This window comes from Rugamonas brunnea (assembly GCF_014042345.1).
Lineage (GTDB): Bacteria > Pseudomonadota > Gammaproteobacteria > Burkholderiales > Burkholderiaceae_D > Rugamonas > Rugamonas brunnea.
The window spans coordinates 294,324-308,393 of record NZ_JACEZT010000002.1; the positions used below are offsets into that span (position 1 = coordinate 294,324).

15 protein-coding genes are annotated in these 14,070 nt (G+C 66.6%); 9 read left to right on the plus strand and 6 right to left on the minus strand.

Features of this window, described 5'->3' with window-relative positions:
- Window positions 1-155 precede the first annotated feature (155 nt).
- On the minus strand, window positions 156-668 hold the full coding sequence (locus tag H3H37_RS05155) for a MarR family winged helix-turn-helix transcriptional regulator (protein ID WP_182160565.1): 513 nt from the start codon (window positions 666-668) through the stop codon (window positions 156-158).
- A gap of 195 nt (window positions 669-863) precedes the next feature.
- On the opposite strand from H3H37_RS05155, the gene H3H37_RS05160 reads away from it, so the two are divergent.
- The 4 genes from H3H37_RS05160 (at window position 864) to H3H37_RS05175 (ending at window position 5,238) form a co-directional block, all read left to right on the plus strand.
- Window positions 864-1,631 (plus strand): DUF969 domain-containing protein, encoded by a 768-nt coding sequence (locus H3H37_RS05160; protein WP_182160566.1) that lies wholly within the window; start codon window positions 864-866, stop codon window positions 1,629-1,631.
- Window positions 1,628-2,584: a DUF979 domain-containing protein gene (locus H3H37_RS05165; RefSeq protein WP_182160567.1), complete on the plus strand. Its 957-nt coding sequence runs from the start codon at window positions 1,628-1,630 to the stop codon at window positions 2,582-2,584. Before H3H37_RS05160 ends, H3H37_RS05165 begins: the two co-directional genes overlap by 4 nt.
- A gap of 14 nt (window positions 2,585-2,598) precedes the next feature.
- A complete protein-coding gene (gene pcp / locus H3H37_RS05170) occupies window positions 2,599-3,249 on the plus strand; it encodes a pyroglutamyl-peptidase I (RefSeq protein ID WP_182160568.1) in 651 nt (216 codons plus the stop codon).
- Between the two features lie 189 nt (window positions 3,250-3,438).
- Window positions 3,439-5,238, plus strand: a complete 1,800-nt coding sequence (locus tag H3H37_RS05175) for a GGDEF domain-containing protein (protein WP_182160569.1) — start codon at window positions 3,439-3,441, stop codon at window positions 5,236-5,238.
- Between the two features lie 49 nt (window positions 5,239-5,287).
- Here H3H37_RS05175 and sorB read toward each other — a convergent pair whose 3' ends face one another.
- Entirely contained in the window at window positions 5,288-5,623 is a 336-nt protein-coding gene (gene sorB, locus H3H37_RS05180; protein ID WP_182160570.1) for a SorB family sulfite dehydrogenase c-type cytochrome subunit, read from the minus strand.
- Between the two features lie 10 nt (window positions 5,624-5,633).
- Window positions 5,634-6,887 (minus strand): SorA family sulfite dehydrogenase catalytic subunit, encoded by a 1,254-nt coding sequence (sorA, locus tag H3H37_RS05185; protein WP_182160571.1) that lies wholly within the window; start codon window positions 6,885-6,887, stop codon window positions 5,634-5,636.
- A 219-nt stretch (window positions 6,888-7,106) separates the two neighbouring features.
- Between sorA and H3H37_RS05190 the strand changes: the two genes are divergently transcribed.
- On the plus strand, window positions 7,107-7,406 hold the full coding sequence (locus tag H3H37_RS05190) for a toxin-antitoxin system TumE family protein (protein ID WP_182160572.1): 300 nt from the start codon (window positions 7,107-7,109) through the stop codon (window positions 7,404-7,406).
- Window positions 7,403-7,585 carry a hypothetical protein gene (locus H3H37_RS05195; protein ID WP_182160573.1) on the plus strand — a complete coding sequence of 61 codons (183 nt, stop codon included), beginning with the start codon at window positions 7,403-7,405 and terminating at the stop codon, window positions 7,583-7,585. The genes H3H37_RS05190 and H3H37_RS05195 overlap by 4 nt, the downstream gene beginning before the upstream one ends.
- On the opposite strand, the gene H3H37_RS05200 is transcribed toward H3H37_RS05195, so the two are convergent.
- The 3 genes from H3H37_RS05200 to H3H37_RS05210 form a co-directional block, all read right to left on the minus strand.
- On the minus strand, window positions 7,557-8,465 hold the full coding sequence (locus H3H37_RS05200; protein ID WP_182160574.1) for a LysR family transcriptional regulator: 909 nt from the start codon (window positions 8,463-8,465) through the stop codon (window positions 7,557-7,559). The genes H3H37_RS05195 and H3H37_RS05200 overlap by 29 nt on opposite strands.
- Before the next feature lie 30 nt (window positions 8,466-8,495).
- A complete protein-coding gene (locus H3H37_RS05205; protein ID WP_182160575.1) occupies window positions 8,496-9,419 on the minus strand; it encodes a pseudouridine-5'-phosphate glycosidase in 924 nt (307 codons plus the stop codon).
- Between the two features lie 72 nt (window positions 9,420-9,491).
- Window positions 9,492-10,643 carry a carbohydrate kinase gene (locus H3H37_RS05210; protein ID WP_182160576.1) on the minus strand — a complete coding sequence of 384 codons (1,152 nt, stop codon included), beginning with the start codon at window positions 10,641-10,643 and terminating at the stop codon, window positions 9,492-9,494.
- Between the two features lie 295 nt (window positions 10,644-10,938).
- Here H3H37_RS05210 and xapA point away from each other — a divergent pair, with 295 nt between their 5' ends.
- The 3 genes from xapA (at window position 10,939) to deoC (ending at window position 14,052) form a co-directional block, all read left to right on the plus strand.
- Entirely contained in the window at window positions 10,939-11,778 is an 840-nt protein-coding gene (gene xapA, locus H3H37_RS05215; RefSeq protein WP_182160577.1) for a xanthosine phosphorylase, read from the plus strand.
- Between the two features lie 121 nt (window positions 11,779-11,899).
- Entirely contained in the window at window positions 11,900-13,093 is a 1,194-nt protein-coding gene (locus H3H37_RS05220; RefSeq protein ID WP_182160578.1) for a phosphopentomutase, read from the plus strand.
- Window positions 13,090-14,052 (plus strand): deoxyribose-phosphate aldolase, encoded by a 963-nt coding sequence (gene deoC, locus H3H37_RS05225; RefSeq protein ID WP_182160579.1) that lies wholly within the window; start codon window positions 13,090-13,092, stop codon window positions 14,050-14,052. The genes H3H37_RS05220 and deoC overlap by 4 nt, the downstream gene beginning before the upstream one ends.
- Window positions 14,053-14,070 lie beyond the last annotated feature (18 nt).

A 14,070-nucleotide genomic window follows, 5' to 3' on the forward strand; every position in this document is an offset into this window, starting at 1 on the left:
GGCGTCGCCAGCGGGTTGAATAAATTGTTATTCAGTCATGATTTCAATATTAGCATAAAAATAGCGCTTAACTATGTAGCTTGCTAAATATTTTGCGCAAAAAAAATCCCTACCTTCTGGGCCGCGCGGCGCCTGCCGCCCGGCCCCGGCCGGCCTCAGGCGGTCACCGCCTTGATGTCGGCCATGCTGGTGTTGAGCTTGCGCATCAGGTTGCGCAACTGTTCGCGCTCCTGGGGGCTGAACACGCTCATCAGCTGCGCCACCCAGCTGTAATGCTCGGGCAGGGCTTCGGCCAGCAAGGCTTCGCCGGCCGGCAGCAGCCGCACCACCCAGGCGCGGCGGTCGCCCACGTCCTGCTCGCGGCGGCACAGCTTGGCTTGTTCCAGGCGGTCGACGATGCCCGTCATGGTGGGCGACGATACGCTCACCCCTTCGGCCAGCCGGCCCACGCCCAGTCCGCCGGGGCTGCGCTTAAGCAGCAGCAGCACGAAGAACTTGGTCTGCGACAGGCCATGGCGGGCCAGGTTCACTTCGAACTCGGCCATCATGTCGCTGCAACTGCGCGATAGCAGCAGCCACGTTTGCAAGCCCTCGACATCGGGATTCGGATAGAGCTTGGCAAATTGCGACAAGGTATCGAAGCTGGGTAAATCCTTGAGTTCCAACATGGTGGTGTCTCGTTTGATTAGTAGTTGGATAAATATTAGCGTGCTAAATTGTGGCTGTCAAAAGAATTTTTTGTCTTTTTGCTTAGATGCCGTCGCGCCCGGGTGACGGACGGGGGCGTTAGCGCGTTTGGGCCACGCACGGCGGGCCGGCTGGGGTAAGATCATGCCAGCATTTTTCCGGGGAAAGGAACGCGCATGCAGGCAGCCGTCAATCTGTGGCCCTTGATCGGGGTGGCCGTGATCGTGGCCGGCTTCGCGTTGCGGCTTCATCCGGTGCTGGTGGTGGTGGCCGCCTGCGCCGCCACCGGCGTAGCCGTCGCCATGCCGCCCGGCGACTGGCTGGCCGCGCTGGGCACGGCCTTCGTCAAGACCCGCAACCTGCCCCTGATCCTGCTGTTGCCACTGGCCGCCATCGGCCTGCTGGAGCGCTACGGCCTGCGCGAGCATGCCCAGGCCGTGGTGACCCGCATCCGCTCGGCCACCACGGGCCGGCTGTTGATCGCCTACCTGCTGGCGCGCGAGCTGAGCGCCGCTTTCGGCCTGACCAGTCTCGGCGGCCATCCCACCATGGTGCGCCCGCTGGTGGCGCCCATGGCCGAAGGCGTGGCCGCCGCCCGCCATCCGGGCTTGAGCGAAGTGCTGCGCCAGCGCATCCGCGCCATGGCCGCCGCCACCGACAACGTCGGCCTGTTCTTCGGCGAGGATATCTTCGTCGCCTTCGGCGCCATCGTGCTGATGCAGACCATCCTGCGCGGCGAGGGGCTGGAAGTCGATCCGCTGCGCATGGCGCTGTGGGGCATCCCGACGGCCGTCAGCGCCTTCGTGATCCACGCCTGGCGGCTGCGCCGGCTCGACGCGCGCATCGCGCGCGAGGGCGCGCAGGCGCTGGTGCGCGCGGCCGCGTCGGAACCGGCGCGCCACCGCCAGGCGCCGGACGGCAGCGCGGCAGGAGACGGCGCATGACCATCACCCTCGATTTCTTCTACCTGGTGGTCGGCGCCATGCTGCTGCTGATCGCCCTCATGACGCTGCGCGACCGCCACCACCCGCGCCGTCACGCGGCCGCCTTGTTCTGGGGCCTGTACGCGCTGGTCTACCTGGCCGGCGAGCGCCTGCCGCCGCAAGTGGTGGGGCTGGCCATGGTGGTGATGGCGCTGCTGGCCGGTTTTGGCGGCGTGCTGCCGGGGCGCCACGGCGAACGGCCGGCCGCCGAACGGGCCGCCAGCGCCCGCCGGCTGGGACACCGCCTGCTGCTGCCGGCGCTGCTGATCCCCGCCGTCACCATCGCCGGCGCCACGCTGCTCAAGCAGGCGCAAGTCGGTGGCCAGCCGCTGCTGGAGGCGAAGAATCTGACGCTGGTGTGCCTCGGTTGCGGCGCGCTGCTGGCCGTGGCGGCGGCCTGCTGGCTGACCCGCGCCACCCCGGCCCAGGCACTGCGCGAGGCGCGCCGCCTGGTCGACAGCATGGGCTGGGCCGTGGTGCTGCCGCACATGCTGGCCGTGCTGGGACTGTTGTTCGTGCAGGCCGGCGTCGGCAAGGCCGTGGCCCATGTCGTCACGCAGTGGATCGCGCTCGACACCCGGCTGGCGGCGGTGGCCGTGTACTGCGTGGGCATGGCCTTGTTCACGATCGTGATGGGAAATGGCTTCGCCGCCTTCCCCGTGATGACGGGCGGCGTGGGCATCCCGGTGCTGGTGGAGGTGTACCATGCGGATCCGGCCGTGATGGCGGCCATCGGCATGTTCAGCGCCTACTGCGGCACCCTGATGACGCCGATGGCGGCCAATTTCAACATCGTGCCGGCGGCCTTGCTGGAGCTGGACGACAAGCATGGCGTGATCAAGGCGCAGTGGCCCACCGCCTTGCCGCTATTGGCCGTCAACATCGGCCTGTTGTATTTTTTGATGTACCGGTAACCGGAGTGAAATGCATGAACAAGATCATATTGTTGACTGGTTTTGAACCGTTCAACAACGAAGACATCAACCCGTCGTGGGAAGCCGTGCGCGTGCTGGGCGACTGGCAGGAGGGCGATTTCACGGTGGTGGCGCGCCAGCTGCCGTGCGCGTTCGGCGTGGCCAGCAAGCTGCTGCACCATATCGTGGAGGAGGTCCAGCCCAGCGTCGTGATCATGGTGGGGCAGGCCGGCGGCCGGGTCGACATGTCGGTCGAGCGCATCGCCATCAATGTCGACGACGCGCCCATCCAGGACAACCGCAAGCGCCAGCTGGTGGACGTGCCCGTGGTGGCCGGCGGCCCGGCCGCCTATTTCTCCACGCTGCCGATCAAGGCCATCGTGCACCAGCTGCGCGAGGCGGGCCTGCCGGCGTCCGTGTCGCAGTCGGCCGGCACCTTCGTGTGCAATCACGTGTTCTACAGCCTGATGCACCAGGCGGCCGATTGGGGCACCACCATGCGGGCCGGCCTGATCCACGTGCCCTACCTGCCGCAGCAGGCCGCGCGCCACCCGGGCGCGCCCAGCATGCGGCTGACCGACATGATCGAAGGCTTGCGCATCGCCGTGCGCACGGTGCTGGCCTACGACGTCGATCTGCGCGAGGCGGGGGGCGTGACGCACTAAGCGCTTAGACAGTATTGACCGCATCCGGGCGCATGGCGGCGCTTGGATGTGTGCGGGATGTGTTGGTATTGCCCCCACTCTTTTCTCTTTCTTTCATCATAATAGTGTTATCAGTATTGCCAACGGGCTATAATCGTTCCGACGGTAAACACTAGTTGCCGTGAATCCCCTCCGCCCTGGATCTGGCCCATGCATAGCACATTACGCCGCGTCTTGACCGCCATCGTGTTGGCGTGGGGGATACTGCTGCCCGCGCTGTGCCTGGCGCAGGCGGCACAAGTGCGGCTTGACTACCGCTGCGCTCCGCCATCGCCTTCGCCAGCGCCGGTGATGCCGGGCTGGCAGGCCGCAGCAGGCTGGCTGCCCGTGCCCGACGCGGGCGCCCTGATCGCGCGTGGCGACGCTTGCTGGCTGCGGGTCGCCGCCGCCGGCGCGCTGGCGGCGCCGCAGGCGGAATACCTGGTGTTGCAGCACTCGACCATGCTGCACATGACCCTGTTCGACAGCGGCGGGCGCCAGCTGCCCGTCGGCACCGCCCGCACCGATGCGGGCGGCGCGCTGGAGCAGGGCTGGCGCACGCTGTTGCCGCTGGCCGGGCTGCAGGCCGCGCCTTTCTATCTCAAACTCGATTCATCCAATCCCGCCTTTCCCGAGCGCGTGATCGCGCGCGGGCAGGGGCCCTTGCCCGCCGTGTTGCAGGAGCAGCAGCGCACGCTGATGACGACGATGCTGGCGTCCACCTTGCTGCTCACCTCGGCCATGTTCACCGCCGCCTTCGGGCTGGCCTTGCGCGAGCGCGAATTCGGCGAATACGCGGGCTATTCATTCGCGCTGGGCCTGTCGTTGCTGTGTTACGCGCGGCTGGACGTGATGCTGCTGGACGTCGATGCCGGTTGGCTGTGGCAGCTGGCCACGCCGCTGTCGACCTGTTTGCTGTGCTGGCTGGCGCTGCATTTCGGCCGCTTCGCGCGCAGCAGCGTGTGGCTGGCGCGCGCGCTGCATATGGTGATCGCCGTCGATGTCGCCCTGATGGGTTGGTCGCTGCTGGCGCTGGCCGGCGTGCCCCTGCCCATGCCGCCGATGGACCGTTTCGAGTTCGAGAATCGGCAGGACATGGTGGTCGAATCGCTCATCATGCTCGGCGGTTGGCTGGGCTGGCGGCGCGCCGAGCAGGACAGCCAGGATGGCTTGCTGCTCATGCTGGGCCTGGCGCCGTCGCTGTACATTGACCTGGTGCACCAGCTGTGGGACCCCTGGCTGGCGCCCTGGCTGCGGGCAGGCTGGGGCTACACGCTGCCGTCCGGCGTCGATTACGCCATCCACTTCAACGGCGCGCTCACCTGGCTGCCGTTGCCGGCCATGTTCTGCTTCGCGCTGGCGCGCCGCGCGCTGCGCCTGCACCGCGCGCTGGGCGAGGAACGCTTGCAGCTGGAGGCGCGCGTCGCGCTGCGCACCCAGGAACTGCGCAGCGCCAACGCGGAACTGGAGCAGCGGGCCAGCACCGATGAACTGACAGGCCTGCCGAACCGGCGCCGCATGATGGAATGGATCGAACACGAGATCGAGCGCGCGCGCCGCTATGGCCACGAACTGACCTTGTGCATGCTCGACATCGACCACTTCAAGCGCATCAACGACGAGCATGGCCACATGGCGGGCGACCGCGCGCTGGTGGCCATCGCCAACGTGTTGGGCAGCACCATGCGCGGCGCCGACCTGATCGCCCGCTTCGGCGGCGAGGAATTCGTGCTGTTGCTGGCCAATACGGGACCGCAGGTGGCGGTGGAGCTGGTGGAACGCCTGCGCGCGTCGGTGGCGGCCATGCCGCTGCGGGGCGACGATGGCTGCCACTACAGCATGACCGTCAGCGTCGGCGTGGCGGCGCTGGAAACGGGCGGCAGCGACAGTATCTCGCGCCTGCTGCTGCGCGCCGACCAGGCCCTGTACCGCGCCAAGAACGGCGGGCGCAATTGTGTGATGGTGGCCTGAACGGCGGCCGGCCTGGCTACCGGCTTTCCGTTCCCGGCCGGCTCTGTGTTTATTTCGCGCCGCTGGCGGGCGGGCGCTCGGCGCCATAGGTCTTGACCAGGTAGTCGACCATGTCGGCCATCTCGCTTTCCGGGAACGGCGCGCCGAACGGCTTTTTCATTTTCTTGACGGTGGCTTCCCAATAGGCGCGGGGCAATTGGGGCGGCTGGCTCTGGATGTAGTGCACCGAATGGCACAACATGCAGTTGCGCTGCACCAGCGCATAGCCGGGCAGGGTGCTGGGTTTGAACAGGGCCGTCTCGGGCGGCAGGTCGATGCTGGCCGCGGGCGCGGCCGGCGCGGCCAGCGCCGCGGACAGGGACAGGGCAAACAGGATGGGGCGCATGCGGTGCTCCTCAGACGGCGACGATGTGGGTGGATTCGACGACATTGCGCATATAGCCGGCCGGATTCCACAGCGGGTCCATGGGCTGGCTCTGGCCGATGCGGTTCACGGCGCGCACCTTCAGTTCATACGCGCCCTTGCGCGGCGGGGTGAAGGCGATGCTCCAGCGCCGGAACGAGTAGCGGCCCAGGTCCTTGCCCAGCCGCGCGGCCTGCCAGTTGCGGCCGCCGTCGGCCGAGAAGGCCACTTCCGTGATGCCATAACCGCCATCGAAGGCGATGCCGCGCACTTCCAGCGGCCGGCCCTTGGCCACCTGCGCGCCGTCGGCCACGCTGGTGATGAAGGAACGTACGTTGAAGCGGCTGATCGGCACCGTCTTCGCGGGCGCCACGCCGGGCGTCGCGCTGGCGCCGGCGTTGTCGGGGATGCGGTAGGCGGGGTTCATCCAGAACCCGTCGAATGGTTTGTCGAGCACCGTGATATCGGACAGGTGCTTGACCCAGTAGGTGCCGTAGTGGCCCGGCACCACCAGCCGCAGCGGATAGCCGTTCAGCACCGGTAGGTCGGCGCCGTTCATCTGCCAGGCCAGCAGCACCTCGCCATCCATGGCCTGGTCCACGCTCAGAGCCTTGACGAAATCGGGGCCGTCGCCCAGTGGCGGCGTATCGAGGCCGTTGAAGCTGACCTGCACCGAGCCGGCCTTGATGCCGGCTTTTTCCAGCACGGTCTTGAGCGGGATGCCGGTCCAGCGTGCGTTGCCCATGGCGCCGTTGCCCAGCTGGCCGCCACCCACGCGCGGCGCGAGCAGGGCGCGGCTGTTGCCCGAGCACTGGTTGACGGCCACCACCTCGACCGGCTGGCCCAGTTGTTTGAGTTCGTCCAGCGTCAGCGTCAGCGGCTGGTTCACGTTGCCGCCCACGTTCAGGCGGTATGTGTTCAGGTCGATGGAGGTCGGGATCCCGCTCCAGTGGTAGCGCACGAAGAACGCGTCGTTGGGCGTGATGTCGCCCTGGTCGAAGATGGCGAACGGCGTCTCCAGTTGCGGCGGGCGGGCCGTGAGCAGGATCAGCGGGCGCTTTTGCGGATAGGCCACCAGTTCTCGCTCGCCGTTTTCAAACGGCAGCACGATGCGGCCCGGCGCGGCGGCCAGCGCCGTCAGCGCGGTGCCCCCCAGGGTGCCCGCCGCGCCCAGCGCGCCGGCCTGTTTGAGGAATGCGCGCCGTTGCGGCAGGGGTAGCGCCGGCGGTTTCTGGAACTGGGTCATGCGGGCCTCCATGCTGGTTGGAATAGAAATGGAGTCTGCCCGGCGCGCGGGGGCGCGGTCAATCGTATAGCGGAAAATGTGTGGTTTTTGTCATCAAATGGCAGCGCGCTGTCGTCAAATGGCAAGTGCGGCGGCGCGCGTAAGCGACAGTCACGTTGTTCTCTCTGTTCCTTAGCGTTCGGTCAGAGAGAGGACAGTGGTGGCGCGATAGCATGGGGCATGACTGATAAAAAGATTATCGACGAGACGTGTTCCATTACCAAAAAACGCGGTAATGGCCAGTTACGGCGTGAAGTCTGGGTTGATTCGTGCGGGCGCGTCACGCGGTACAATCTGGCGTATATAAACCATCGCGTATTCCAACGCGACAACGGACGGGTTGTCGGTTATGACAATGCGCATGGCAATGGTCATCACAGGCATTACATGGGGCTGGTTGAACCTGTTAGTTATACAAATTTCGACGATGTCGAAGCCCGCTTCCGACGTGACTGGACTGCCTTTCTGGAGCACAAATGACTAAGCTTATTGTTAAGGTAGAAACTGTGGAAGAGTTTTTCGAGCGCGGACGCAAGATCGCGCAGTTGGCCGACCAACAACTTCCGATTCCGCCCTCGCACGTCGTCAGCTTCGAAGACCCCGACGACATGCTTAAGTGGCTGGCGACCCTCAGCCCTCGCCCGGCGCTGGCGGATTGATGATGTTGAGGAAGGCGCGCACCACCGGGGCGTCGTCGTTGGCCGGGTAGGTGATGTACAGGTTGGCCGACGGCGGATCGCGCAGCGGCACGAACACCACGCCGGGCCAGCCGATGCGGCTGGTCGTCTCCGGCAGCAGGGTCACCCCCAGGCCCGCGCCCACCATGGCCAGCAGCGTCTGCGGCTCGTTCGCTTCCTGGAAGATGGTCGGCTGGAAGCCGGCCTTGACGCAGCATTCGATCAGGTAGCGCGGGAAGGAGGACTTGTCGAGCGCCAGCGTCAGCATCGGTTCCTGGGCGATGTCCATCAGGTCGATCTCGGCCCGCGCGGCCAGCGGGTGGTGGTCGTTGATGGCCACGCACACGTTCTCGCGGTAGCACAGTTCCTGGCGCAGGTTGTCGCGCTTGAGTTCATCCTCGTCCAGCTTCGGCTCGCGCCAGAAGCCCACGTCCACCTGCTTGGCACGCAGCGCATCGTACTGAACCGTGGGGCCCAGCTCGTGTAGGGTCCACGTCACGCGCGGGTACTTGGTCTGGAATTCCTCCAGCAGGCTGGGGATCGGGCCCCACATGGCCGAACCGACGATGCCCACCCGCAGCCGTCCCACTTCGCCGCGGTCGATCTGGCGGATAGTGTCGATGGTCATGCGCATGCGCGCCAGCAGCTCGGCCGCCTCCTGCATCAGCGCCTTGCCCGCCACCGTCAGCTCAAAGGTGCGGGTGGTGCGCGTGAACAGGCGCACGCCCAGTTCCGCTTCCAGTTTCATGATCTGCTGGCTGAGCGGCGGCTGCGAGATGTGCAGCCGCTCGGCCGCCCGGCTGAAGCTTTTTTCCTCGGCCACGGCCAGGAAGTAGCGTAACTGTTTCAGGTCGATGGACATGGCGTGGTGTCTGGAGTGGTTCAGCGTGGATCAGCGGGTCGCCGGATGGGCGTGCAGCGCGCAAGCCAGCGCGGCGCCCACGCGCGCGTTGTGCTTCACCAGCGCGATGTTGGTGGCCAGGCTGCGCCCGGCCGTCAAGTCCTTGATGCGGCCCAGCAGGAATGGCGTGACCTGCTTGCCGGTGATACCGCGTTGGGCCGCCTCGTTCAAGGCCTGTTCCGTGATGGCGTCGATCTCCGCCTTGGGCATGGCGTCCGCCGCCGGCACCGGATTGCTGACCACCACGCCGCCGTTCAGGCCCAGTTCCCACTTGGTGCGGATGAAGGCCGCCTGTTCGGCCGCCGTGTCGAGCTGGAAGTCCGCGTTGTAGCCGCTCTCGCGCGTGAAGAACGCGGGAAAGCCGGGCTGGCCGGCGCTGACCACGGGCACGCCGTGCGTCTCCAGGTATTCCAGCGTGAGGCCGATGTCGAGGATGGACTTGACGCCGGCGCACACCACGGCCACCGATGTGCGGGCCAACTCCTGCAGGTCGGCCGAGATATCGAAGCTGGTCTCGGCGCCACGGTGCACGCCGCCGAGGCCACCCGTGACGAACACTTCGATGCCGGCCAGTTCGGCGCAGATCATGGTGGCGGCCACAGTGGTGGCGCCCAGTTTGGCTTGCGACAGCACGTAGGGTAGGTCGCGCCGGCTCACCTTCATGGCATCGGGCGCCGTGGCCAGCAGTTCCAGCTGTTCGGGCGAGAGGCCGATGCAGATCTTGCCGTCGATGATGGCGACGGTGGCCGGCACGGCGCCGCCGTCGCGGATGATCTGTTCCACTTCGCGCGCCATCTGCACGTTCTGCGGATACGGCATGCCGTGCGAGATGATGGTCGATTCCAGTGCCACGATGGCTTTGCCGGCGGCGCGGGCGGCCGCCACTTCGGGCGAGAATGAGAGGAAGGAGTGCATGGTGTCGGTCCTGATGGTGGCGATATTGGCGATGGTGGCGGTCGTTGTAGCGGGCGATGGTTGGGCCGTGCGCTAGCGCATGTGCGGCGCGTCCGGCGCGGGGAAGGGCGGCGCGTTCAGGTCGAAGTCGTTGATTTCGTCGAGCACGTCGGCCGCCAGCACGGGCGAGACGGTGTCCGGGCTTTCCAGCGTCATGGCGGCGACCTTCAGGCCGCGCCGGCAGGCCAGTCCCAGGTCGTCGCTGCCTTGGTAGAGCGACCAGCAGACGGCGGCCGCGAACGCGTCGCCGGCGCCCGTCACGTCCACCACCTCGACCTGGTGGGCCGGCAGCCAGGCCAGCGGGCCCTGGTTGGCCGTGGTGTGGAACACGCCCTGGCCGCCGCAAGTGACGATCACGTCGCGCGCGCCCTGGGCCTGCACTTCGCGGCAGGCGGCGGCCACGTCGTCCCCGGTGGGCAGGGCGCGGCCGACCCGGGTTTCCAGTTCGCCTCGGTTGAGGATCAGCAGCCGCAGGCCGTGCAGGTCGGCCGGCAGGCGCGCCATCTTGGGCTGCGACACGGCCACGACGATCAGCGGCACGGCGTCGTGGCGGGCGTCGGCCAGCAGCAGGGCGACGGCGTCGCGCGGCAGGTTCAGGTCGGCCACCGTCATGGCGGCGGCCGCGCGCTGCGGCTGGCGGCTGGCCAGGAAGGCGGGCGTGAGGCGGTCGTACAGCGCCATGTCGGCCAGCGCCACCGTCATCTCGCCGCCCGCGTCCAGCACGGCCGTGTAGGTGCCGGTGGCGCAGTCGGCCACGTGCAGGCTGCCGCGCATATCGATGCCGGCCGCTTCCGCGTGGTCGGCCAGCGCGCGTCCGGCCGCATCCGTGCCCAGCGCCGTCAGCAGGGCCGCCGGGATGGCGAGCCGGGTCAGGTTTTCCGCGATGTTGCGGGCCACGCCGCCGAACACTTCCTCGGCGCTGGCCGGGTTGGAGGTGCCCAGTTGCAGTGGCGCCAGCGTGCGCAGCTTGCGGTCCAGGTTGGCCGCGCCGATGCAGACGATGGGGCGTTTGTCGGGCAGCACATAGGCCCGGCCCAGCAACCGGCGCTCGCGGATCAGGCCGGCGATGTGGCCGGCCACGGCCGAGCGCGACAGGCGCAATTCGATGGCCAGGTCCTGCTGGGAGATGAAAGGGTTGGCGCGGATCAGCTGGTATAGCTGTTCCTTTTTCGACAGTTCCGTCACGGCCACTCCACAAGACATTTGTTTTTAATGCTAAACAAATGTTTTCTGCCTGTCAATTGAGCAGCCCTATTATCGCGCTTATTTATTCATTACACGTATAAATGGTGAAGAAAAATGGTATTTGCCATACATATAACGATCAGGCATAGTGTCGTTCAACCAGTTTTGATCCACAGCATACCCGCATCACCAGCAGTTGTTGTAGCGGCGCCCGGCGCCCGGCCAGACTGCGCTGCGCGCGCAGGGCAACACAGCATCGCCATTCCGAACCATACCGATTACAACGAGGATATCCATGTCTAACAATTCCCCATTCCAGGCCGCCGCCATCATCCGCGCCCGCATCCCGGCCGATTTCAAGCCGCGCATCGCGATGATCCTCGGTTCCGGCCTCGGCGTGCTGGCCGAACAGATGACGGACGCGGTGACCATCAGCTTCGACGAACTGCCCGGCTTCCCCATCAGCACCGTGCACGGCCACGCCGGCGAACTGGTGATCGGCACCCTGGCCGGCGTCTCCGTGGTGTGCATGAAAGGCCGCGGCCACGTGTACGAAGGTTATGGCATGGGCGTGATGACGTCGGCCGTGCGCACCATGAAGCTGCTCGGCTGCGAGATGCTGTTCGTGACCAACGCCGCCGGTTCGCTGCGCGCGGAAGTGGACGCCGGCTCGCTGGTGGCGCTGACCGACCATATCAACTTCATGCCCGGCACGCCGATGATCGGCCCCAACGACGAGCGTTTCGGCCCGCGCTTCTTCAGCATGGCCAATGCTTACGACGCCGACCTGCGCAAGCTGCTGCAAGCGACGGCCGCCGACAAGAACATCACCATCCACGAAGGCGTGTACATCGCCTACGCCGGCCCGAACTTCGAAACCCCGGCCGAGATCCGCGCCTTCAAGACGCTGGGTGCCGACGTGGTGGGCATGTCCGTGGTGCCGGAAGTGGTGTCGGCCCGCCATTGCGGCCTGAAGGTGGTGGGCGTGTCCGTCATCACCAACCTGGCCGAGGGCCTGTCGCCGTTCCCGCTGTCGCACGAGCAGACGCTCAAATACGCGGCCGTGGGCGCCAAGTCGTTGATCGAACTGATACTGGGCTTCCTGGCCAACGTGGCGAAGACGCCGCAAGCGTAAATCCCTGTGGGGGCGGCCTGGTCCGCCCCTTTGTATTTCTGCGGCGTGGTCCGCCCCTTTGTTTTTTGGGCCATCGGCCTACACTGCTTACACTGAATACCTCGCCGCACCGGAGCACATCATGAAACGCGCATTTATCCTCCTGCTGGATTCCTTCGGCCTCGGCGCCACGCCGGACGCCGCCAAGTACAACGATTCGGGCGCCAACACCTTCGGCCACATCGCCGCCTGGGCCGCCAAGGCCGGCACCCCGATGAACATGCCGACGCTGGAAAAACTGGGCCTGGCCGCCGCCGCCCACACGGCCTGCGGCCGGTGGGCCGACGGTTTCAGTCAACGCGACGGCTTCACGGCCGCCTACGGCGCCGCCCGCGAGCGCTCGACGGGCAAGGACACCCAGAGCGGCCACTGGGAGATCGCCGGCGTGCCGGTGGAATTCGACTGGGGCTACTTCCCCCGCACCGTGCCCTCGTTCCCGGCCGAGTTGACGGCCCGCCTGCGGGAGCTGGGCAATGTGCCCGGCTTCCTGGGCGACTGCCACGCCTCCGGCACGGAGATCATCAACAAGCACGGCGACGAGCACGTGGCCACCGGCAAACCGATCATCTACACCTCGGCCGACTCAGTGCTACAGATCGCCGCGCATGAGGAATCGTTCGGCCTCGAACGCTTGTACGAACTGTGCGAGATCGCCTTCAAACTGGTCGAACCGTACAACATCGGCCGAGTGATCGCGCGCCCGTTCGTGGGCGCCAACGGCAAGTACACGCGCACCACCAACCGCCATGACTACGCCGTGGCGCCGCCCGCGCCCACGCTGCTGGACCACGTAAAGAACGGCGGCGGCGAGGTGATCGCGCTCGGCAAGATCAGCGACATCTTCGCCGCGCAAGGCGTGTCGCGCGTGGTCAAGGGCGCCGACAACATGGCCCTGTTCGACGCGCTGCTGAAGGTGGCCGACGAGGCGGGCGACGGCGCGCTCACCTTCGTCAACTTCGTCGACTTCGACCAGGCCTTCGGCCACCGCCGTGACGTGGCCGGCTACTCGAACGCGTTGCACGAGATGGATGCGCGCCTGCCCGAATTCATGGCCAAGCTGCGCGAAGGCGACCTGGTGGTGGTGACGGCCGATCATGGCTGCGACCCCACCTGGACCGGCTCGGACCACACGCGCGAACACATCCCGATGATCTTCTTCGGCCCCGGCGTGCAGCCGCGCGCGCTGGGCATCTCCGACACCTTCTCCGACATCGGCCAGACCGTGGCCCACCACCTCGGCGTGCAACCTCTTTCGAACGGAACCAACCTGTTATGAGCACTCTCCCCGGCTTCAAGCGCAACGAAGCGGTCCCCCTCGACCTGGGCTGGATCAACCACATCCACATCAACAAGGCCGCCGCCGACCGCCGCGCGGCCAGCCTGGCCAACCGCCGCACGGTCAAGAAGGAATACCAGGCCGCGTGGCTGGTCAAGGCCATCGGCCTGATCGACCTGACCACGCTGTCGGGCGACGACACGCCGGGCCGCGTGGAGCGCCTGTGCCGCAAGGCGCTGCGCCCGCTGCGCGCCGACCTGGTGCAGGCCATGGGCTTGCAGGATTACCCGCTGACGACGGGCGCCGTGTGCGTCTACCACGAGATGATCAAGCCGGCCGTGCAAGTGCTGCAGGGCCGTTTGCCGATCGCCGCCGTCTCCACCGGCTTCCCGGCCGGTCTGACCAGCCTGGAAACCAAGGTGCGCGAGATCGAGCTGTCGGTGGCCGCCGGCGCGTCCGAGATCGACATCGTGATCACCCGGCAGCACGTGCTGACGGGGAACTGGCAGGCGCTGTACGACGAGATGGTGGCCTACCGCCAAGCTTGCGGCGAGGCGCACGTGAAAGCCATCCTGGCCACGGGCGAACTGGTCACGCTGGAAAACGTGGCCAAGGCGTCGTGGGTGTGCATGATGGCGGGCGCCGATTTCATCAAGACCTCGACCGGTAAGGAGCCCGTCAACGCCACCATCCCGGTCTCGCTGACGATGGTGCGCGCGATCCGCGACTACCACGAGCAAACTGGTTTCAAGATCGGCTACAAGCCGGCTGGTGGCGTGAGCACGGCCAAGGCCGCGTTGCAGTATTTGACGCTGATGAAGGAAGAACTGGGCAATGAATGGCTGCAGCCGCACCTGTTCCGCATCGGCGCCTCCAGCCTGTTGACGGATATCGAGCGCCAGATCGAGCACTACGTCACCGGTGCTTACTCGGCCGCCCACCGCCACGCGCAACCTTAAGATCACAACGGATTCGTC

Coding starts and splice junctions, on each gene's coding strand:
- xapA (WP_182160577.1), top strand. CDS start 10,939: ATGTCTAACAATTCCCCATTCCAGGCCGCCGCCATCATCCGCGCCCGC.
- H3H37_RS05190 (WP_182160572.1), top strand. CDS start 7,107: ATGACTGATAAAAAGATTATCGACGAGACGTGTTCCATTACCAAAAAA.
- H3H37_RS05160 (WP_182160566.1), top strand. CDS start 864: ATGCAGGCAGCCGTCAATCTGTGGCCCTTGATCGGGGTGGCCGTGATC.
- H3H37_RS05165 (WP_182160567.1), top strand. CDS start 1,628: ATGACCATCACCCTCGATTTCTTCTACCTGGTGGTCGGCGCCATGCTG.
- pcp (WP_182160568.1), top strand. CDS start 2,599: ATGAACAAGATCATATTGTTGACTGGTTTTGAACCGTTCAACAACGAA.
- H3H37_RS05200 (WP_182160574.1), bottom strand. CDS start 8,465: ATGTCCATCGACCTGAAACAGTTACGCTACTTCCTGGCCGTGGCCGAG.
- sorB (WP_182160570.1), bottom strand. CDS start 5,623: ATGCGCCCCATCCTGTTTGCCCTGTCCCTGTCCGCGGCGCTGGCCGCG.
- H3H37_RS05175 (WP_182160569.1), top strand. CDS start 3,439: ATGCATAGCACATTACGCCGCGTCTTGACCGCCATCGTGTTGGCGTGG.
- H3H37_RS05155 (WP_182160565.1), bottom strand. CDS start 668: ATGTTGGAACTCAAGGATTTACCCAGCTTCGATACCTTGTCGCAATTT.
- H3H37_RS05195 (WP_182160573.1), top strand. CDS start 7,403: ATGACTAAGCTTATTGTTAAGGTAGAAACTGTGGAAGAGTTTTTCGAG.
- deoC (WP_182160579.1), top strand. CDS start 13,090: ATGAGCACTCTCCCCGGCTTCAAGCGCAACGAAGCGGTCCCCCTCGAC.
- sorA (WP_182160571.1), bottom strand. CDS start 6,887: ATGACCCAGTTCCAGAAACCGCCGGCGCTACCCCTGCCGCAACGGCGC.
- H3H37_RS05205 (WP_182160575.1), bottom strand. CDS start 9,419: ATGCACTCCTTCCTCTCATTCTCGCCCGAAGTGGCGGCCGCCCGCGCC.
- H3H37_RS05220 (WP_182160578.1), top strand. CDS start 11,900: ATGAAACGCGCATTTATCCTCCTGCTGGATTCCTTCGGCCTCGGCGCC.